Annotated in this window: 15 protein-coding genes, 1 tRNA gene and 3 pseudogenes; 15 read left to right on the top strand and 4 right to left on the bottom strand. The window is 35.4% G+C overall.

What is annotated here, in order from left to right; genetic code table 11:
- The first annotated feature begins 124 nt into the window (after nt 1–124).
- The 3 genes from NBW37_RS00365 (at nt 125) to NBW37_RS00355 (ending at nt 3438) form a co-directional block, all read left to right on the top strand.
- The gene (locus NBW37_RS00365) at nt 125–739 is read left to right on the top strand and encodes a hypothetical protein (RefSeq protein ID WP_250296472.1); all 615 of its coding nucleotides are present in this window, start codon (nt 125–127) and stop codon (nt 737–739) included.
- Between the two features lie 117 nt (nt 740–856).
- Nucleotides 857–2383 carry an acyl-CoA carboxylase subunit beta gene (locus NBW37_RS00360; protein ID WP_250296470.1) on the top strand — a complete coding sequence of 509 codons (1527 nt, stop codon included), beginning with the start codon at nt 857–859 and terminating at the stop codon, nt 2381–2383.
- Nucleotides 2384–2529: 146 nt separating this feature from the next.
- Entirely contained in the window at nt 2530–3438 is a 909-nt protein-coding gene (locus NBW37_RS00355) for an Rpn family recombination-promoting nuclease/putative transposase (RefSeq protein ID WP_250296468.1), read from the top strand.
- 44 nt (nt 3439–3482) lie between these two features.
- On the opposite strand, the gene NBW37_RS00350 is transcribed toward NBW37_RS00355, so the two are convergent.
- Nucleotides 3483–3555 (bottom strand) — tRNA-Thr (locus tag NBW37_RS00350).
- A gap of 19 nt (nt 3556–3574) precedes the next feature.
- Between NBW37_RS00350 and NBW37_RS00345 the strand changes: the two genes are divergently transcribed.
- The 5 genes and pseudogenes from NBW37_RS00345 (at nt 3575) to NBW37_RS00325 (ending at nt 6858) form a co-directional block, all read left to right on the top strand.
- On the top strand, nt 3575–3718 hold the full coding sequence (locus NBW37_RS00345) for a hypothetical protein (RefSeq protein WP_250296467.1): 144 nt from the start codon (nt 3575–3577) through the stop codon (nt 3716–3718).
- On the top strand, nt 3684–4499 hold the full coding sequence (gene mutM, locus NBW37_RS00340) for a bifunctional DNA-formamidopyrimidine glycosylase/DNA-(apurinic or apyrimidinic site) lyase (protein ID WP_250296465.1): 816 nt from the start codon (nt 3684–3686) through the stop codon (nt 4497–4499). Before NBW37_RS00345 ends, mutM begins: the two co-directional genes overlap by 35 nt.
- A 16-nt stretch (nt 4500–4515) precedes the next feature.
- The gene (gene pdxH / locus NBW37_RS00335; protein ID WP_250297031.1) at nt 4516–5109 is read left to right on the top strand and encodes a pyridoxamine 5'-phosphate oxidase; all 594 of its coding nucleotides are present in this window, start codon (nt 4516–4518) and stop codon (nt 5107–5109) included.
- Between the two features lie 25 nt (nt 5110–5134).
- Nucleotides 5135–5579, top strand: a pseudogene (locus NBW37_RS00330) (transposase family protein); the annotation flags it as partial.
- 64 nt (nt 5580–5643) lie between these two features.
- Nucleotides 5644–6858 (top strand): annotated as a pseudogene (locus NBW37_RS00325) (IS256 family transposase).
- Between the two features lie 38 nt (nt 6859–6896).
- On the opposite strand, the pseudogene NBW37_RS00320 reads toward NBW37_RS00325, so the two are convergent.
- Nucleotides 6897–7731: pseudogene (locus tag NBW37_RS00320) on the bottom strand (transposase); the annotation flags it as partial.
- Between the two features lie 136 nt (nt 7732–7867).
- Between NBW37_RS00320 and NBW37_RS00315 the strand changes: the two are divergent.
- The 3 genes from NBW37_RS00315 (at nt 7868) to NBW37_RS07675 (ending at nt 13889) form a co-directional block, all read left to right on the top strand.
- A complete protein-coding gene (locus tag NBW37_RS00315) occupies nt 7868–8362 on the top strand; it encodes a disulfide bond formation protein B (protein ID WP_250296463.1) in 495 nt (164 codons plus the stop codon).
- On the top strand, nt 8337–8879 hold the full coding sequence (locus NBW37_RS00310; protein ID WP_250296461.1) for a demethoxyubiquinone hydroxylase family protein: 543 nt from the start codon (nt 8337–8339) through the stop codon (nt 8877–8879). Before NBW37_RS00315 ends, NBW37_RS00310 begins: the two co-directional genes overlap by 26 nt.
- 171 nt (nt 8880–9050) lie before the next feature.
- A complete protein-coding gene (locus NBW37_RS07675; RefSeq protein WP_305879768.1) occupies nt 9051–13889 on the top strand; it encodes a collagen-like domain-containing protein in 4839 nt (1612 codons plus the stop codon).
- Between the two features lie 125 nt (nt 13890–14014).
- Here NBW37_RS07675 and NBW37_RS00300 read toward each other — a convergent pair.
- Nucleotides 14015–14841 (bottom strand): IS5 family transposase gene (locus NBW37_RS00300; protein ID WP_250295841.1). Its coding sequence is split into 2 segments (ribosomal slippage): nt 14015–14454 and nt 14454–14841, totalling 828 coding nucleotides; the frame shifts between segments, so codons are not numbered across the junction.
- Nucleotides 14842–15150: 309 nt separating this feature from the next.
- Here NBW37_RS00300 and NBW37_RS00295 point away from each other — a divergent pair.
- From NBW37_RS00295 to NBW37_RS00285, 3 genes are all read left to right on the top strand, one after another.
- Nucleotides 15151–16125, top strand: a complete 975-nt coding sequence (locus NBW37_RS00295) for a hypothetical protein (protein WP_250296459.1) — start codon at nt 15151–15153, stop codon at nt 16123–16125.
- Nucleotides 16126–16193: 68 nt separating this feature from the next.
- Nucleotides 16194–17174: a phospho-N-acetylmuramoyl-pentapeptide-transferase gene (gene mraY, locus NBW37_RS00290; RefSeq protein WP_250296457.1), complete on the top strand. Its 981-nt coding sequence runs from the start codon at nt 16194–16196 to the stop codon at nt 17172–17174.
- 6 nt (nt 17175–17180) lie between these two features.
- Complete coding sequence (locus NBW37_RS00285) at nt 17181–17777, top strand: ribonuclease HII (RefSeq protein ID WP_250296455.1); 597 nt, start codon at nt 17181–17183, stop codon at nt 17775–17777.
- Between the two features lie 7 nt (nt 17778–17784).
- Here NBW37_RS00285 and virB9 read toward each other — a convergent pair whose 3' ends face one another.
- Nucleotides 17785–18570, bottom strand: coding sequence for a P-type conjugative transfer protein VirB9 (gene virB9 / locus NBW37_RS00280; protein WP_250296453.1), 786 nt, complete (start codon nt 18568–18570; stop codon nt 17785–17787).
- Between the two features lie 261 nt (nt 18571–18831).
- On the opposite strand from virB9, the gene NBW37_RS00275 reads away from it, so the two are divergent.
- Nucleotides 18832–20643 carry a hypothetical protein gene (locus NBW37_RS00275; protein WP_250296451.1) on the top strand — a complete coding sequence of 604 codons (1812 nt, stop codon included), beginning with the start codon at nt 18832–18834 and terminating at the stop codon, nt 20641–20643.
- Nucleotides 20644–20659: the final 16 nt, after the last annotated feature.

Genomic DNA, 20659 nt, shown 5'->3' with positions numbered 1-20659 from the left:
GTCTATCTATTAGTGGAGATTGGTATTATATACCCTAAAAATGCAAGGGTTGTCCACTTATGAAAAATGCCAATTAGATCTTCTTTCGTCAAAAATATCCGATCTAGTTTCAACAGGTACTTATATGAGTGAGGAAGCTTTGAAACTCTTACCACCAGATCTGCTAGAGAAACGTAACAATTATCTATCAAATCTAAAACAAATTGTATGTGATAGCATTGAGAAAGATGAAAAGAAAGATGTGATAAAAGATGTTATAGTAGAAAGAGATAACCAATTTTATTGTATACAGTGTCCAGAAGAAAGCGTTATCACTCCTGCAAAATTTCTGAGTAATCCAGAATTTCAAAATTTAGATGGAGCATTAAAGATTGGGGAAGGAGATGATGTAATACGAATACAAGATGGAAAATATCATGATATAAAGGGCAGACTTCAGATGACTTTTCCAATAAGCAACAGTGAAAAGATTGTAATGACTCTATCTTCTGAAAAGGCTGACAAACCAGAAAATCCCTCAAGCTTTAGCAAAATAATGGTGCATATGGATGATAAAAGTTGTGAAATCTTCTCAAAGTACCTAAAAGAGCTAGAAAAAGAACCACGTATGAGCAAGGTTGTTGAAGCTGCTAAAAGTTTTGTCGAAGAGAAAACCGGAAAACAAAGTGAGCCATTTAGCGTTCTGGAAGAAGTTAGTACATTAAAGTGTTCTTGTTGTAATCACCAACGTCAAGGTTAAAGTTTTAATAATTGTTATACACATACACTGTTGCATATAGCAATAGTGTATGTGTATAGTTAATAGGGTTTGTAAGCTTAATAAGGTCTACAACTAATTTAAAAACTACTTTATTGTATGCAAGACTTTAAAATACTAGAAAATCTAAAAACCAAAGCACTAGAAGCTGAAAAAGGAGGTGGTTCTGACAGGATTACCAAACAACATGAAAAAGGGAAATTAACTGCTAGAGAAAGGCTCAGTGTATTACTTGATGAAAATTCGTTCGAAGAATACGATAAATTTGTGAAGCATCACGCAAATGATTTTGGCATGCAAAATGCTAATTTTTTAGGTGACGGGGTCGTAATTGGTCATGGTACTATTTATGGCAGAAAAGTTTTTGTTTATTCGCAAGATTTTACTGTCTTTGGTGGATCACTTGGTGCATCACATGCAAAAAAAATATGCAAAATTATGGATATGGCAATTAATGCCAGGGTTCCAATCATTGGGCTAAACGATTCTGGTGGAGCCAGAATTCAGGAGGGAGTAAATTCCCTTGCTGGTTATGGAGAAATTTTTCAAAGAAACGTAAATGCATCGGGTGTTATACCACAAATCTCTTTAATCATGGGCCCATGTGCAGGAGGTGCAGTTTATTCCCCAGCATTAACTGACTTTACTTTCATGGTGAAAAACAGTTCATATATGTTTATAACCGGACCAGATGTGGTAAAAAAAGTCACATATGAAGACGTAAACCACGAAGATCTTGGCGGAGCAAAAATTCATACAAGCAAAACAGGAGTAGCGGATTTTGCATTCAATAATGATGTTGAAATGCTGCTAAAAATGCGTGAATTCCTTACCTTTTTACCAGCAAATAATCAAGAATCACCAAAATCTGCACCAATCTGTAATGATGTTAATGAGACTGATGAGTCCTTAAACACTCTAATTCCTACCAATCCTAATACTTCTTATGATATGTATGAATTCATTGAAAAAGTTTGTGATGAAAGGAATTTCTTTGAACTGAAACCTGATTTTGCTCGTAATATCATAACTGGTTTTGGTAGAATTGGAGGAAATACTGTTGGTATTGTTGCAAATCAACCTATGCACCTTGCAGGATGTTTGGATATTGATTCTTCAAGAAAAGCTGCGAGGTTTGTAAGATTCTGTGACGCATTTAACATTCCGATCATCACACTTATTGATGTTCCAGGATTTCTGCCAGGTACAAATCAAGAATACAATAATATAATACAACACGGAGCGAAACTGCTTTACGCTTACGCTGAAGCAACCATGCCGAAAATTAGTTTGATCACCAGAAAAGCGTATGGTGGTGCATATATCGTTATGAACTCAAAACATTTAAAAGGTGACATAAATTATGCTTGGCCAACTGCTGAAATAGCTGTGATGGGCCCTGAAAGTGCAGTTGAAATTATATTTAGGCATGAAAAAGACCAGCAAACATTAATCAAAGAATATAAAGAGAAATTTGCTAATCCATTTTTTGCTGCATCACATGGATACATTGATGACATTATAGTGCCAAGTAAAACAAGGCATCACTTTCACAAAGCATTAGAGCTACTCAAAAACAAGAAAGTAGAAAGGATATGGAAAAAGCATGATAATCTCCCTTTGTAACTTTAGGAAGAGCACGTTCTTTCACTTGAGCTTTTTTAATTTAAAATAAATATAGAAAATTGCTTGAACTAGCAGTCTTTAAAAATATGGTTGAATAATTGTTAGTAATAGTGTATAATTTTTAATACTTTTTAAGTTAATTTCTCATGGCTTTTTCTAAATTCCTCGATCCAAAATTGGACCTAACATTCAAGAAAATCTTTGGCACTGAAAAAAATAAGAACATTCTCATCCATTTTTTGAACGATATTTTAGGCTGTACTGAAGTTAATACTATACAAGAAATAGAATTTATCAGCACCATTTTGAATCCTGAAATTGCCTCCGAGAGACAAAGTATAGTTGATGTTCTCTGTCAGGACTCTGTTGGCAACAGATTTGTGGTTGAAATGCAGCTCACTCGTGATAAAGGTTTTGAAAAGCGCGCTCAATATTACGCTGCAAAAGCTTACTCAAGACAAGTTGGTAAGTACGCTAATTTACAAAAGATTTTCTTTATTGCAATATCAAATTGTGTTTTATTTCCTGACAAGTCCAATTACATATCTAGTCATACCATAAGAGATGAGGAGACTAATGAGCATGACTTACAGGATTTTCAGTTTGTATTTATTGAACTGCCCAAATTCCCTAAAAATAAAGTAGAGCAATTAACAAGCACAGTAGAGCGTTGGTGTTTCTTTTTTAAACATGCAGAAGAGACCACTGAAAAAGATCTAAAAAAGATTGCGAAAGAAGCACCAATAATAAAGCGAGCATATGATGAATTAGACAAGTTTCACTGGAGTGAAAAAGATCTAACGGCATATGAAGAAAGAATAATGGATCTGTACAAAGAGGAAGCCATTCTTGAATACAAACTTGAAGAAGGTATGAAGAAAGGTATGGAGAAAGGTATGGAGAAAGGTATGGAGAAAGGTAGAGAAGAAGGTAGAAAAGAAGGAAAAATTGAAATCGCAAAAGCAATGCTGGCTAATAGTGTTGACATCAACATTATTGTTGAGTGCACTGGTCTTTCCATTAGTGAGATTAAAGAATTAAGCGAAAATCTGTGAACGGTTACGTTTTCTTTATGCGGCATGCGATATTGTTAAGAGTGTGCCGTTACCAAGATTCGAACTTGGGACCTCGTCATTACCAATGACGTACTCTACCACCTGAGCTATAACGGCAGGCTTATATATTATGATAATGAATAACACAAAAAGGAATAAGGAAAAAGAAGAAGAGAAAAAAAGATTGGCAAAAGCTTTAAAGCAAAATATTGTAAAAAGAAAAAAACAGCAACAGAGTAGACAAGATGCCAGAACTACCGGAAGTGGAAGTAATCTCTAACTTTTTGCTTGATAAAATCAAAAACAAGCAAATAAGCAGTGTTACAGTAAATAATTGGAATTTGCGTGTACCAATAACAAGAAATATTGATGATGTGCTAAAGGGCAAAGTCATAAGTAATATCAAGCGTAGAGGTAAGTATATAATCTGGAATATAGATATTAGTATAGCTGTAATCATACATCTTGGTATGAGTGGAAAGCTTATATATGCTGAACATAATCAAGCACAGAATAAACATGATCACGTAGTGTTTTCGTTTTATGATAATACTTCAATAATTTTTAATGATCCAAGAAGATTTGGATTAATCATTGTGTCAAATAAAGAGCAAGAAATGAATTTTTTTAATGATTTTGGAATAGAACCCCTCACAGACGAATTTGATGGAGACTATTTACAAAAGCTACTAAAGAACAAAAAAGTAAATATTAAATCAGCATTAATGGACAATAAATCAATAGTTGGCGTAGGCAACATATATGCTTCTGAGAGCTTGTTTAGAGCCCGTATATCACCACTCAGGTCAGCAAAAAACTTGACCTATAGAGAGTGCGAAAAACTTGCTGCTGAAATAAAAAATACTCTGAGTGATGCAATTGCTGCAGGCGGTTCAACACTGAAAGATTATGCACAGCCATCTGGATCTGCTGGACACTTTCAAAATAACTTTTACGTATATGGCAAAGTTCAAAAACCTTGCAAGATCTGCAACAATATCATAACACTTATACGACAAAATGGCCGTAGCACTTATTTTTGCAATGCGTGCCAGAATTAAGATTTTATTTTTTGATATGATATTTTCACTTGAAAAAGATCCATTTGATTTGTTTTCAAAGTGGTACAAAGCAGTACTTAATTCTCCGTGTGAACAACCAACTGCAATGACGCTAGCAACTTGTAGCAAAGACTGTATTCCATCTGCAAGAGTGGTATTACTAAAGGAATATAGCAAAGAAGGTTTTGTGTTTTTCACTAACGTAAACAGTAAAAAAGGGAAAGAATTGACTGAGAACCCCAAAGCTGCGTTAGTGTTTCATTGGATAGAATTTGCTAGGCAAGTACGAATTGAAGGAGATGTTAAACTTCTAAACGATGAAAGAACTGACAAATACTTCTCTTCTCGAGCGCTGGGTAGTCAAATTAGCGCATGGTGCTCAAAACAATCGAGCATTCTGAAAGATTGGCAAGATTTTGAGCAAGCTATTGAATTGAAGAATAAAGAATTTCACAATACACAAGTTTCTCGTCCTGATTTTTGGGTGGGATTTTGCGTAATCCCAAAAGTAATTGAATTTTGGCAAGAAGGTGAATATAGGAAGCATATTAGATTTAGATACACCCTTGTTGAGGGAAGCGATTGGAAAGCGGAACAATTGTATCCTTAGATGTACAGTTCCAAAGTATGATGGTATACTATCATCATCATTTAAGGAGTCATTATGGTTACATGGGTGCGCCAGAACGACAGAGGCAGTACGTCGAGCAATACAAAATAGTATAGCAAAGCTTTCTGAGCGCTATAGTTTGAACCCAAAGACCATTATAAAATGGAAAAAACGTTCATTCACTAAAGATGTTGCAATGGGTCCAAAGCAGCCAAAGTTTTAACCAAAGAGGAGGAAGCTATAATCGTTGTAAACATACGCTTCTTCCTTTGGACGACTGTCTTTATTCTTTGCAGGCAACAATTCCTAATTTAACTCGTTCTAGTTTGCATCGTTGTTTGCAAAGACACGGTATTAGCAGGTTGCCGGATGTTGAAGGAGAGGTGAAAACTAAAAGCAAGTTTAAGCAATATCCTATCGGCTATTTTCACATTGATATAGCCGAGGTTAGAACTGAAGAGGGGAATGTTCAAAAAAGTGTGTCAAACCGAAAAAAAAGTAATAAATTGATATAAAAAAATGGAGGTTTCACATATGAATCAAAGAATAGCAAATAAAACTACTGGTTTGGTAGATTATAAAGAATTAGAAACAAATATCCTGTCGTCTATACGAGAAGGAAGACCGCTGACAGGAAGAGATGGAGCATTAACACCGTTTATAAAAAGGTTGCTGGAGGCGAGTCTAGAAGGTGAAATAGAAAACCACTTATTGGCTGAAAGTGAAGAAAATAATCGAAGAAATGGGAGAGACTTTACGTACCAGTGCAGGTTCATTTGAGCTATTAACACCAAGAGATAGGGAGGGAAGTTTCGAACCACAAATAGTCAAAAAAAGGCAAACAAGCCTACATCCAGAGCTTGAAACAAAGATTTTGAGCACATTTGCCAGTGGTATGAGCTATAGAGATATAGCGTCACACGTTGAGGAAATTTATGATCACAAAATATCGGTTGCAGAGATATCAAGTATTACCGACAAATTACTGCCTGTAATCAATGAATGGCGCAGTCGTCCACTGCAATCAGTATACCCAATAGTGTTCATGGATGGAATGTTCTTTAAGGTCAAAGAGGACGGACATTGCGTAAGTAAATGTATGTACAATATATTGGGCATAGACCAAAATGGCAAAAAAGAAGTACTAGGCTTTTATTTAGCTGAAAGTGAAGTTCTGGTTGGGAGTACTAAATGATCTAAAAGAAAGAGGAGTAGAAGATATTCTAATTGCTTGTGTTGATGGGCTAAAAAGCTTTCCTGCAGCGATAAATAGTGCGTTTCCTAAAGCAGAAGTACAGCTATGTATAGTGCATCAGATAAGAAATTCACTAAAATATGTATCCAGCAAAGATGTGAAAGTTTTTATGAATGATCTGAAAAAAATATATCGTGCTGCAAGCAGAGAAGTTGCCGAGAATTACTTACTTGAGCTAGAAGAAAAATGGGGACCCATTGGTTGTAAAATCGTGGCAGAATAATTGGGAAAACTTATCCGGCTATTTTAAGTATTCTGGCCCAGTTAGGAAGCTAATTTATACTACCAATCCTATTGAGGGGCTACATAGGCAGATCAGAAAATTCACAAAAACCAAAGGCTCATTTACCAGCACAAATGCCTTGTACAAACAGGTATATTGTGCTATAAAAAAGATAGAGCAAAAATGGATTATGGCTTTGCCTAATTGGGCATTAACTATGTCTCAGCTCGACATTTTCTTTCCTAATAGATTGAAAATTGAGTTGAACTAAAAATGCGGTTTGACACACTTTTTTGAACATTCCCCTATAGTTATAAATATTGACCAGTTCAACAATTTTTGATTTCTTTTAGAGGATCCTGCGATCTTGCTAATCTATTAGCTTTCCTTCTTCTTGCCATATTCAGTTAGTTTCTGACATATAATTCTTACTCTAATTTTTGCTTCTTTTCCTAACAATACCTCGTTTTCTAAAAATCTCTAAACATTCTAATAACTCCATTTTTTGATTTGTTTCTACATCATATATGTTGGTATCGACGACTTATGAAATAATTCATTGATTTGTTTTTGGCACAAAATAACCGAGATCAGATATTATTGCTTAATATATTACTTAAATGTTTCCTATATCCCTGGTCTGACCTTATTCCCTCAGTTATATTAAGTTGGTCTAATGTCTGGTTTAGTAGTCAAAAACTAATTGTAACTTTATTCCAGACTTAGTATTGCTTTCATAGCCACTGTAGCTAGTACCATAACCTTTATATATCTCTTCCATACTGTTAGGTAGAGTAATATAGCTACTGTCCAATAATTTAACACTATTAAATTGCTGTAAGATTTTGCAATCAACTTGCAAGATATTTTTAAAGAGAACCACAATACATCCCTTTCATAAATTCCACTAGTAAATCTAAAATCCAAACCTTGTTTTGTTATATCTCTCGTTTAGTAATTGACACATTGTTTCTACGCTACAATTATCAACCCCTATATTACCCAAGACCATGGCTTTTATGAACGATAGCTTTCTCTTTCTTTTTATAAACCTTGTTGTAATTGAGATTTTGTCTGCTTTTTCATTAAAAAATTCTTTGAGCTTTTTTGATAAGCAAGTTATTTTATTCATTGGTTCTCTCACTAAAAGTATATCTGGGAGAACTTATACCTTATTATTCTATCTCTTTCATACCTTTATTTCCTTAATTTGACGCATATGGTTTATTTAACACTCCCAAGAGTTGACTTTTTGCAGTTGTTGTGGTAACTCATTAATTATGTCAGATAACTCTAATATAAATAACAGTTACAAAGTTTCTACAATCTTTCTGCTATCAAGTGCTTTTGCTCTAATTTTTGCATATGTGCTAGAATATTTTTTCAACATGCTGCCATGCGAGTTATGTACATACGAGCGGGTAGTTTACTATGTTGCAGGGTTACTTGCAGTAGTATGCATGCTTAAAGACAACAAAATTCTAATCTATGCAATGTTTTGCAGTTACCTCGTAGGGGCAATAATATCTTTTTATCATGTAGGTCTTGAACTCCACTTGTTTCATGACATTTTAGGGTGCACAGAGCAAGCAAGTGGTAACGTTAGTATAGAAGAGCTCAGAAATAATCTACTAAATCCTAATTACTCTCCATCTTGTGACAGACCTCATTACGTTCTAGGTGTTTCTTTAGCAACATGGAATTTAATTTATCTCATAGTAGCTCTGTTCGTATCAGGTAAGGTGTATTGTGGAGAAAGAAAGAAATCTAAATAATTTAAGGTACAGCAACAATCAGTTCTTGCAACAGGCAATTAGAGTAAATCATGCTGGGGAATATGGAGCTATTTGCATTTATTCTGGCCAAAAATTTATTCTTAAAAAATCTTCTATAATCAACGAAATAATTGAAATGGAAGAGCAGGAAAAAAAGCATTTTCACTATTTTAATGAGAAAATCAAGGAGCAAAAAGTTCGTCCTACTGTTTTGTTGCCAGTTTGGCGTGTTTTAGGAGTGTCACTTGGCGTTGCAACTGCCATTATGGGCAAAAAAGCTGCTATGGCTTGCACTGCTGCAGTTGAAGAAGTTATCGGGGAGCACTACAAAGAGCAAGTTTCACATTTAGAAGATGGAGAATTAAGAGAAACTATAAGTAAATTTCGCGACGAGGAGTTAGAGCACAAAGATATTGCAATTCAGCACAATGCTGAAAGCGCATTTGGCTACAACATTTTATCTTCATTCATAAAAACAGGCTGCAAAGCTGCTATTTACTTGTCTAAGTTAATTTAACTAAGCAGCTTTCTTAAAGTGTTTTAAATTTTCTGATGATAACAGAAATCAAGAAGAAATTCAAGTGTAACAGTTACTTTATAGCTATATTTACAATTATCATTATTAATCAATAATTAGTGTTTGTAAATTAACTACATCCAGAGTATAGATTACTAAAGAGGAGTAAAAGTGCGTTTTAAATTAGAAAAAGAAGATGCTTTAGGTACCTGTAGTAGTACAAATCGTTATATAACAACTACTAAAGTAAGAGTAAATAGCGAAACAACACTTAGTCTGCCTACTACATCTTACGTTATTATCAATGACCTTAGAGGTCAGCGCCTTATTGTGACTGACCATAGCCTTGAAACACAAAAGGTGCTGGATGATTTATCTCAAGGGCTGCAACTAAAACTAGAAAAAGTAGGAAGTGATTATAAATTAGCTTTAATTACCAATTCAGGTAACCCTTACTATTATTACTATAATGAAAATCGTAATGGTATTATTTCTTATAATATAGCTACTATTGATCATATACCTAGGAATTACACAAATGGTACCCATGTTTATGCATATAGTCCTGAAAGATGCAGTACTGGTTATGAACTGCTAGAAAGTAGCAAGTTTTTAATAGATCCAAAAGACATAATTAGTAGCAAAAATATGAGCCTTATTGGCAATAGACTTGATATACGAATTGGAGACAATTTTTTTAAGAAATCGGAAAGTCGATTATACCAATCTTACAGGAGTGTTGAGGTATATAATTCCACTGGCAGTAAGGTTGGTATGTTGAATAATGTTGTTCCAATATTCGATAATAGAGATAATAATTTCAAGTTATTCCCTTTTCATGAAATAGAGAGCTTGAAAGCTCGAGAGAGCTACTTTACAGCAAAAAAGTTAGGCCATAATTATGTTGGCTGCATATCGTATGAAAATGGCGAATGCAAAAACTTCTATCTGTTAAACCCTAATTCTTTTGGGGATAAATATGATCATAACTTAGTTTTATATCCTTATTACTATAACTTAGAAAATTTTGGTAACTTTTTGGAGATTGATGTGAAACATAGAGAATATATAGATTTAGAAGAAAGAGTTGGACGTTTAGAAAATGTGATTAAGGGTTTACAGCAAAAAGAAAAAATTCCTGGACCAAAGGGTGAGCCAGGTGCTCCAGGTCAAAAGGGTAAAGACGCTGATCCTTCAGAAGTCGCAGCAAGAATTTTCAGTGAAAAAGAAAAAACAGAGGAGCTGGGAAAAGTAATATTTAAAACACCAGTGGAAGCTTTGAAAGGCAAAACGCTAGAACAATATTTCAAAGAAGACCTCGCTACAGACAATAATTTAAGAGATATAGTGGCAGAAGCTTTAAAAAAAGATAAGCAATTCAAACAAGTCATAAGAGGCGACAAAGGTCTACCTGGGCCTAATGGAGTAGCAGGACCTAAAGGTGATATAGGTCCACAAGGGCCAGATGGTAAAGGCGGAGCAAAAGGTTTGCCTGGATCTAAAGGAGACATAGGTCCTAAGGGTGATCAAGGAAATATTGGTCCTAAAGGATTAAACGGAGCTATGGGAATAAAAGGTAATCAAGGTCAAAAAGGAGAGAGTTCAACTGCTGATGAAGTTGCTAATAGGGTTATAGAAAGCGATATATTCCTACAAAAAGTACTGTTAAAACCTATGATAGATCCAGAAGATCTGACTCATACTCAGGAGATTCTGGCTGATAAAGTCAAAAGAAAGTTAAAACAGGATTTACAATTTACAAACAATATAAAGGGTGAGCCAGGTACAGATGGAACACAGGGTACAAAGGGTGATAAAGGAGATACAGGTCCAGTAGGTCCGAAAGGTGATAGAGGTTTGCCAGGTCCTCGAGGTTCAGCGGGCCAACCAGGCCCCAATGGCTTGCAAGGTCATCAAGGGGAGCAAGGTGAGCCGGGCAATCAAGGACAGAAAGGTGAGAGGGGCAATCAAGGACAGAAAGGTGAAAGGGGTACGGAAGGTAGAATGGGCCAACCAGGGCATCAAGGTCCTGCTGGTTTCCCCGGTGATCCAGGTTCGAAAGGAGAAGATGGAACTCCTGGTAAAGATGGATTACCAGGTGCAAGTGGAGAAAAAGGCCCACAAGGTCCAAGTGGAACAAAGGGAGAGAAAGGTGATAAGGGAGATAGAGGTGAACCGGGAACAGATGGATTAAAAGGAGATACAGGTCCGGTAGGTCCTAAAGGAGTGGATGGGGCTCCTGGGAACAATGGTGACAAAGGAGATACTGGATTACCAGGAATAAAAGGTGATCAAGGTCCACAAGGTTTTAATGGTACACGAGGGTATAAAGGTTCTCAGGGTCTAAAAGGGGATATAGGTACTCCAGGTCTAGTAGGTCCAAAGGGTGATCAAGGAATACAAGGTCCAATAGGCTTTAATGGTACGCAAGGTTTGCAAGGAGAAAAAGGTGATCTTGGTCCTAAAGGATTAGATGGAGCCATGGGAATAAAAGGTGATATGGGTGAGAAAGGAAATACTGGAGCACCAGGTTTACAAGGCCCTCAGGGCTCTAATGGTACGCAAGGTTTGCAAGGAGAAAAAGGTGATCTTGGTCCTAAAGGTGATAAAGGAATACAAGGTCCACAAGGCTTTAATGGTACACAAGGGAAGAAAGGTGATCAAGGCAATGCAGGTCCAATGGGTCCTAAAGGTGAACAAGGAATACAAGGTCCACAAGGAGAGAAAGGTGATATGGGAACTCTAGGTCTAATAGGTCCTAAAGGAGTAGATGGCATCCCAGGTGTAGATGGAGCTCCTGGTCCTATAGGCCCTCAAGGTCTTCAAGGTTTACAGGGACAAAAAGGTGAACAGGGTATAGATGGACTAAAAGGAGATACTGGTCCTAAAGGTGATAAAGGAGACATAGGTCCAATAGGTCATCAAGGAAACACAGGTGATAAAGGAATACAAGGTCCACAAGGCTTTAATGGTACACAAGGGAAGAAAGGTGATCAAGGCAATGTAGGTCCAATGGGTCCTAAAGGTGAACAAGGAATACAAGGTCCACAAGGAGAGAAAGGTGATATGGGAACTCTAGGTCTAATAGGTCCTAAAGGAGTAGATGGCATCCCAGGTGTAGATGGAGCTCCTGGTCCTATAGGCCCTCAAGGTTTACAGGGACAAAAAGGTGAACAGGGTATAGATGGACTAAAAGGAGATACTGGTCCTAAAGGTGATAAAGGAGACATAGGTCCAATAGGTCATCAAGGAAACACAGGTGATAAAGGAATACAAGGTCCACAAGGCTTTAATGGTACACAAGGGAAGAAAGGTGATCAAGGCAATGTAGGTCCAATGGGTCCTAAAGGTGAACAAGGAATACAAGGTCCACAAGGAGAGAAAGGTGATATGGGAACTCTAGGTCTAATAGGTCCTAAAGGAGTAGATGGCATCCCAGGTGTAGATGGAGCTCCTGGTCCTATAGGCCCTCAAGGTCTTCAAGGTTTACAGGGACAAAAAGGTGAGCCTGGTATGGATGGACTAAAAGGAGATACTGGTCCCAAAGGTGATAAAGGAGACATAGGTCCAATAGGTCATCAAGGAAACACAGGTGATAAAGGAATACAAGGTCCACAAGGCTTTAATGGTACACAAGGGAAGAAAGGTGATCAAGGCAATGCAGGTCCAATGGGTCCTAAAGGTGAACAAGGAATACAAGGTCCACAAGGAGAGAAAGGTGATATGGGAACTCTAGGTCTAATAGGTCCTAAAGGAGTAGATGGCATCCCAGGTGTAGATGGAGCTCCTGGTCCTATAGGCCCTCAAGGTTTACAGGGACAAAAAGGTAAGCCTGGTATGGATGGAGCTGTGGGTCTGAAAGGGGATAAAGGCGATATTGGATTGCAAGGTGCAGATGGACTAAAAGGAGACGCCGGTCCACAAGGAGTTGCTGGATTAAGTGGAGCCCCTGGTCCTCAAGGCAATGTAGGTGAAAAAGGGAATATTGGAGTGCCTGGACTAAAAGGAGAGAAAGGTGGTCTTGGATTGCCAGGTATACCTGGTCCTCGAGGTGAAAAAGGAGATATAGGTCCAATGGGTCCGAAAGGCGATAAGGGTGATCAAGGTATACAAGGTCTCAAAGGTGCTAAGGGCAACGCAGGAACACCTGGTCCTCAAGGTCCAAAGGGAGAAGATGGAGTAGGTGCTACATTAGCTGATCAGTTTTTACGTGAGATAAGAAAAGCAAAAAATGAAACTCTGGATGCTAAAAAAGCAGCAGAGGTAGCTAAAAACGCTTCAGAAGGTTTTGCAAACAAAGTCGAAGAACTGCACAATAAAACAGCTATTTTTACAAAAAATGCTAAAAGTTTTAACACTCAAGCTTTGCGATCGCAAAGAGACACAGAGGCGCTCTATGGTAAAACAAAAGATATATTTTGTAGAACAAATCCAGCAGATCAAATTTGTGGTGCACGTAGAGGAAGGAGGGAAATTAAAAAATCATCAGTGACAAACGGAGCAAGCAGACCAACTTCATTTATATCTCAAGTAATAAATTTCTTTTACCCTGCGGTAGGACAGGATGAATATAAAGTAAAAAATGAAATACAAGAAGTAGCAAAAGTAATAAATGCAGCAGATATTGTAACAAAATTTGAAGAAGTATTAGGAGCAACAGCTGTGAAATGTGGCATTTCAAAGAAAAGTCTAAATTTTGATCCAGTAGAACTGCAGTCAACCATTATCAATAAGTCATTACTTAATGATGAAAATCATAACGAGTTGTTGAAGTTCTTGTGTGTAACTGCGAAAAAATCACTCCCTAATTACAAAAAAACTAGTAAATGTTTGTCTACTTTTAAAGATCATATGGAAAAAAGATTAAAAGACAATGAGCAGCAAAGAGCTTTCGTTAATACTGAAAAAATAGTGGCAGACAATGAGCAGCCAAGGAGTTTTATGAGTTATGTTGCTCCTCCTAGTAGCCTCAGTGCCATTAATCAGCAAGTTGTTGGTTGTTTAAGGTAATATCATGGAAAAACATATATTTAAAATAGACGATAAAAATCCGCTTTATAAAAAATTGATTAAACTTCCCACTGCATATTATATAGTAAAGGAAAATGGTAATGTTAATAGACTTCTTTCAAAATTCATGAAAGGAGCTCTCTATTGTGAATAGAGGCAATCAAATTAAATCTTAAGCCAAAACGTTTTCGTCGATTTCTATATCTGTCAGAAATGATTTTAAACCTTTTCAATAAGCCGATTACGTTTTCAACTACCACTCTTCGTATAGAGAGAGATCTATTTTCTGCTTTTTTCTCCTTTGATAAAGGATTCTTTTTTGATCTTCTATGTGGTAATTCAACATTTTTATGTATCTTTTGCATTCCTCTGTAACCAGAATCAGCTAGGATCTTAGTTTGCGGTAATATTGCTATCTTTGATTCTCTAAACATCCGAAAATCATGTTTTCTACCATTGGAGAAAGATGTACATACGACCTTTTTACTCTTCTTCTCTGTTACTATTTGTGTTTTTATAGTATGCCTTTTTTTCTTTCCAGAGTAAAAGCGCTTTTGCTTTTTTTTGGCCTTTCTACTGCTGTTTCAGTTCCATCTATTACCAAAACTTCGTATTCTACATTACTATTTAATAGATCTTTTTTTCCTGGTAATGCAAAATCTGGATGTTTTATTAATGTGTCTTCTACCCACCTTATTATTTTAAAACAGTTGCTTTCACTCATGCCATAACTTTGTCCTATATGAAAATATGTACGATATTCTCTCATATATTCCAGTGCCATAAGTAATCTATCTTCTATACAAAGTTTGCTTTTTCTTCCACTTCTAGCTTTTTTCCTTTTATCCTCCTCATCTAGAATTTCTACCATTCTCTTAAATGTTGATTTTTTTACCCCCGTTAAACGTCGAAACTTTTCTCCTTCTAACTTTTCTATTTCCTTATATTTCATGCTTCCAAATACTTGATCTTACTCTCTCTCCCTCAATTTTGAAAGAAGTCTAATACTGTTTCTTCACATATTGGTACAGTTGAAGTAGGGAATATTAGTGATTTAAAGTTAAAGGAGCAGGGTGATGAGATAGTTTTATTTACAAACAACTCACCTCTGAAGTTAAATGGCACGGACTTTATTATAGAACAAAAAGCTATCATAGGCGAGAATCAAGAGGATATTATAAAACAGCTTAAATTAGGAGAAGAAGCGTTAATTGCACGTAAGCACATAAAAGACAGTAATAATTTTATTATTCAACTCATAATGAGTGATGATGAAGGAAATGATTTTATTGGAATGCTAAATTTTATCAATTTTAACGATGAAAGTGACCCAGTACTAGAAAAGATTAAAGAAGAAAAAGGTGGACTTTATTTTACAATAGAAGGTGATTATATCTATATATCAGACAAAGATGGAGCTTATGTTTCAATATATGATAAAGATAACTACTATCAGTATCAATACAAACAAAATATAGGTGATGTATTAACAATAATAGAAAACTTAACTAAGACCGAGCAGTGCAGTGTATCAGAAGCAATAACTAAGGCCGGGCAGGATTTTACTTTGCAGCAAGGAAAGAAGTTATCGGATAATATCTATCAAGCAAATATCATGTTAAACGGTAAGCTCGTAGCTACTCTACCAAAAATAGGTTACTACATGCTCGATGATCAATTGGTCATGCGTAATCATGTTACGGAAGAAGAGGTAAAAATTCCTAGAGATTTTCATTACCTTAAAGTCGTTAAGTCCAGTAATAATGATGATTATAAATTAACGTTTTGTAATTTTTTAGGTAATGAATTCTTTGAATACAAAAAATACGATCCACAGTATTCGAACGTTTCAGATGAATATAAATTCATAAGTTTAAGTTGTATGAAAGAAAAACGTAACCTAAATCTTGGTGAGTTACTTGGCCATCGGCCATCGTTTTTTATTACAGAAGGAGCTGCTGAACCAGATTCTCTAGGTAACCATCAAGCTGTAGTGTTCGAAGTAACAAATAGTGGAAAGGGTAAAAAAATGGCTACATTGACTGATGAATTTGGTTATTTTGATAAAAATAATAAGTTTCATTATTGTGATTATCATAAAAAAACGGAATATGATACTTATGATTCTTCTGAGATTAATCTAAAAGAAATGTATAAATGGACAGATGAAAATAGCGAATTTTGTTTTGCAAAAGATGACAGTATAGTTCTTCATACTATTCCAGAGTTATTTTAACTATACTACAGGTAGAAAAAAATCAAACAATATTTGTGAGCGGTTGGTATAATACTTAGTCAATTTAGATGATCTTAGCTGCAAAAATATTTTTTACCTCATTTGTTTTTGGATTTATTCTTTTTCCCTATTTTATAAAGCTTCTAAGAAAAATAAGTAAAGATGGGCAACCAATTAGATCATGTGGACCAGAAAGTCATTTAATAACAAAAAAGAATGTACCACCTATGGGCGGAATAATAATACTGATTTCTTCTTTATTACCAATTTTACTCTGGGCTCAGTTAACACCAGAAATTTTGCTGCTGATATTGATAACTCTATTTTTTGCTCTACTTGGATTTGTTGATGATTATTTAAAATTGAAGGCAAATCACCATCGAGGTTTAAGTGCAAAAACCAAAATACTTATTCAGTTTATTGTAGCTTTGGTTGGTATGTCTATACTTAAGCTATACTCTGCTGAAGGTTTTACACAAACATCTCTATTTAAAGGAATAATAATCGATTTTGACTATCTATATGTTCCGTTTGCTGCATTTGTAATTGTCGGCTCTGCTAATGCTGTGAATCTCACAGATGGTTTAGATGGCCTTGCTGCAACTCAAGTCATCACTTCCTTTGCTTTTTTGGGGCTAATTGCATACATAACTCAAGCAGATATGAATATTACTTTATTCTGTATTGCATTTATAGGAGCTATTTTAAGTTTCTTGTGGTTTAACACACATCCAGCAAAAATATTTATGGGTGATGTTGGAAGCCTGTCAATTGGTGCAGCTTTAGGATTAACTAGCGTTTTAATGAAGAGAGAAGTGCTTTTTGCTTTTATTGGAGTAGTTTTTGTAATAGAAACTCTATCTGTGATTATTCAGGTATCATATTTTAAATATACAAAGTTTAAATATGGAGAAGGAAAAAGGGTTTTTCTTATGGCACCAATACATCATCACTTTGAAAAGAAGGGATGGTCAGAAAATGTAATCGTTATGAAATTTTGGATAATTTCTATTATCTGTTCAGTTTTTACTATAACTTTCTTATTATAAAAACCTATGAAATACCCAGACTTCACATTAGAGAATAAATTATCAGGAGTGATAGCAGGAGTGGATGAAGTTGGAAGAGGTCCACTTGCTGGTCCAGTAATGTCTGCAGCTGTAGTGTTTATCGATAGAAATATAATTATTGATGGTATTAATGATTCAAAAAAATTGACTCCTCAATGTAGGCAAGTTCTGTATGAAAAAATAACATCCGTTGCAAAATTTGGTATAGGAATGGCAAGCGTAGAAGAAATAAATTCATACAATATCTTGCAAGCAACAAAACTTTCAATGAAACGTGCGTTGATAGATTTGGACCTAGAATTAGATTATGTACTAGTTGATGGTAATCAACCACCTGAAGTAAAATGGCAAGTGAAATCCGTAGTAAATGGTGATAATTTGAGTACATCAATTGCAGCAGCTTCAATCGTTGCAAAAGTTACGAGAGATCAGCTTATGCAAGAATTGCACAATAAGCATCCTGAATATAATTGGTATAAAAATAAAGGATATGGGACAAAAGAGCACCTTAACGCTATTGGCCTTTATGGAATTACAGAACATCATAGAAAAAATTTTGCACCCATATCTCGGGCATTATAGCCTTTAATCACTTACCTTTTTTGAAAGGTATGTTTTCATTAAATAAGCAAACTGTACTTGATCCATTTCTCAAGGTAAATACTGAACTTACCCTTTCGATTATCAGGTAGTTGTCAGCTGTACGGAAGTTTACTAAAGACTCATACCCTGCAGAATCAACCATAAAAACTGCCGGGAAATCAGAGTTTATTTTATTGAATTGTAAATATGTAAATTTTCCATCATCAAAAACCTTAATTGGTATTATTGACTGACTGCCTTTAACGTGCGAGATGGAATAATTAAAATTTAAACCCTTCTTTACAACTTCAATATCGTTTATATCAGGAATAATGGTATGACTAGCTTGTTCGAGGATATCACCGTTATTTGTTGTGTAAATCTCATCACTGCTAAATAATGGATAAAGAAACCTTACTTCATATGCTAATCTTGGATCATCTAGTCCAGTTGCTTCTTCAGCATGAAGTTCAAAGTAATAAACTCTTTTATTGGTAATTATAGTTGCGTTAGTATCGGCAATATCATCTATAGGCTTAATAAACAATCTGTTACCTTGAGGAAGGAGTTGCCAACCAGTTGAATCACCCATTGACAGGTTTTGTATTACCTCCCCTGGTTCAAACAATATGCTGGATTGATAACCATAAAAACCCGTATACTTATGTATAGCCTGTGGGTTATAATTTATTACCTTTATGTGATTATCTCCAGCTATTGAACGTGGCTCCTGTTTTGCAAGTGCATCACTACCACAGAGGAACAACAGTACGGCAAACAGTAAACCAATCATAATATCAAAATAAATTAATCTTTATTTTATCATTGATAGACATGCACTGCAACTATTAAGCTGTACTATAAATCCCAATAGTAAGTGGCAGAAAACGCAAGCTCCTTGATACTGAATGAAAAAAAGAAAGCATTTGGCTTGCCATCACTGCAGAGTGGCAGATTGGAAATTTGACATATGATGTTAAATGTATTAGTATCATCAACAAGTATTTAATATTCATGTTAAAACTTTTTTAACTATATTTTATGTGAGGCAATTATGTCAGGTACAATAGAAGGAAGTCAAAATAAACCGGAAGGATTAGGTAGGTTGAGTGAAGAACAATGGGATAAGTTTGTGAAAGATTCCTTGAACGAGGAAAAGGAAGAGTTAAAAGCAGCAGAAGAAAAATCTAAGACAAATAAAGAGAAAAGTATAGAAATCCTGGAAAAACATTTCCATGATAGAACACTGCAACCTCTTAGCGAGTTTAACAAAACAGGAGAGAAAGAAACAGGTTTTAGTTCTGGATTTCAAGCAGAGCATCAGTATAAAGATGATAAAGCGACTTTCATGATTAAATCTATTTTAAATCACACGCTTACGGAAAAGGAAAAACAGTCTAAGTTAGAACAGTTCAAGGAATCCTTTTATAAGGGATCGAGAAAAGCTACAAAGTTGCAGAATCCTAATTTGACAGATAGTCAAATAGATGATCTTATTGATCCACTCTGGCAGCAAGTAGAAAGTAATATATGTTACGATGACCTGAATATTGCAGATTTTGTCAGGGAATATGTTGCTGGTGATCTGTATAAGCTGCTTTTACATGATAGGGCTCCAATTGTTGAGTTAGTAACAAACAACGATTTGCCAGAAAAAAGATTCAAAAGAGATGAAATGCATAAGGATCAATTTAAAGAGCACATTGAGCAAGAGAAAAAGCAAGATAAACTTTATCTGAGATCAAAATTCTTGGATAAGTTTACAACATTAATGGACCTAAAGGAAAAAGGTGAAAATTATCAAGGTGCATCAGGGTTTGAGAAAATACTGGCTGCTCAGATGTTACTTGGAGAAGCTGATATTATACAACCAGAAAATTTTGGAGTAATAGAAAAAGAATGTGAAAATGCAAAAGGTGAGAAAGTAAAAGAAAAACTCTGGGCAAAAATTAACCATGGTAGGTCACTTTACTTCTGTGTTAACCACTGGAGTCAAATTCTCTTGTGGGACCTTAAAACCTTGTGTGGAATTGAAGTGGAGTATAAAAAATTAGCATTCGAATTAAGCACGCATGCTAAGACTATATCTGAAAATGAGAAACTGATTGACAGGTTAATAGATAAAAAAGCTAGTAATTTAAATCAACTTCTAAATCCTGAAATGAAGTTTACTCTTAGATATATTTCTAGTAACTTACCGCTAGTTTTGTGTGAAGAAGTGTTTAATTATTCAGCTGAGTCTAAGGGATTTGTGTCTGACAAGGGTAATAGTTTAGGTGGTTACTTTAAACAAAGGTTACAGAATCAAATTCAGATTATTAGAGAATATTCAGAAGTGCTACATGTTGTAACAGCTATTGAGAATGATTTGCAAAGCCTTGCTGTTAATTTACCAGCATTTTTTAACTCTCAATTTAAAGACCCACTGATTTGGGCAATAGAATCAGGTAAAAAGCTTGATGGTAAAGACCCTATAGTCTGGGCAGTGGACAATGATAAAAACATTGATGGTAAAAACCCTATAATCTGGGCAATAGGTAACGATAAAGAAATTGAAGGAAAGAAACCAGGAAAATGGTCAGCAGAGCATGATCTATTGATTAACGGGAAAAGTCCTGAAGCTTTTGCAAGTAAAGTACGGTTAGCACAATTTGTAAATAAAGCTTCACTTCCAATTGCTGGACTGGCAGCTGTTGCTTGTATTGGTTTTGTTATTGCAAATTTAAGTATAGCGTTGATTATTTCTGCAGCAGCAGTTGCATTAATTGCAGCGCTTGTTGCTAAGCCCATTGCTTTATATGTGCAAAAAAACTTGTTACGTGTCCGTTCAGCAGAGCGGCAAAATAAGGTAGACAAAGCAAGATAATAAAGATAATCATAGG

It is taken from the genome of Wolbachia endosymbiont of Oedothorax gibbosus, assembly GCF_936270145.1.
In the GTDB taxonomy this organism is placed as follows: Bacteria; Pseudomonadota; Alphaproteobacteria; order Rickettsiales; family Anaplasmataceae; genus Wolbachia.
Note: the sequence above shows the minus strand (reverse complement) of the source record. Positions and strands in the feature narration are given on the sequence as shown.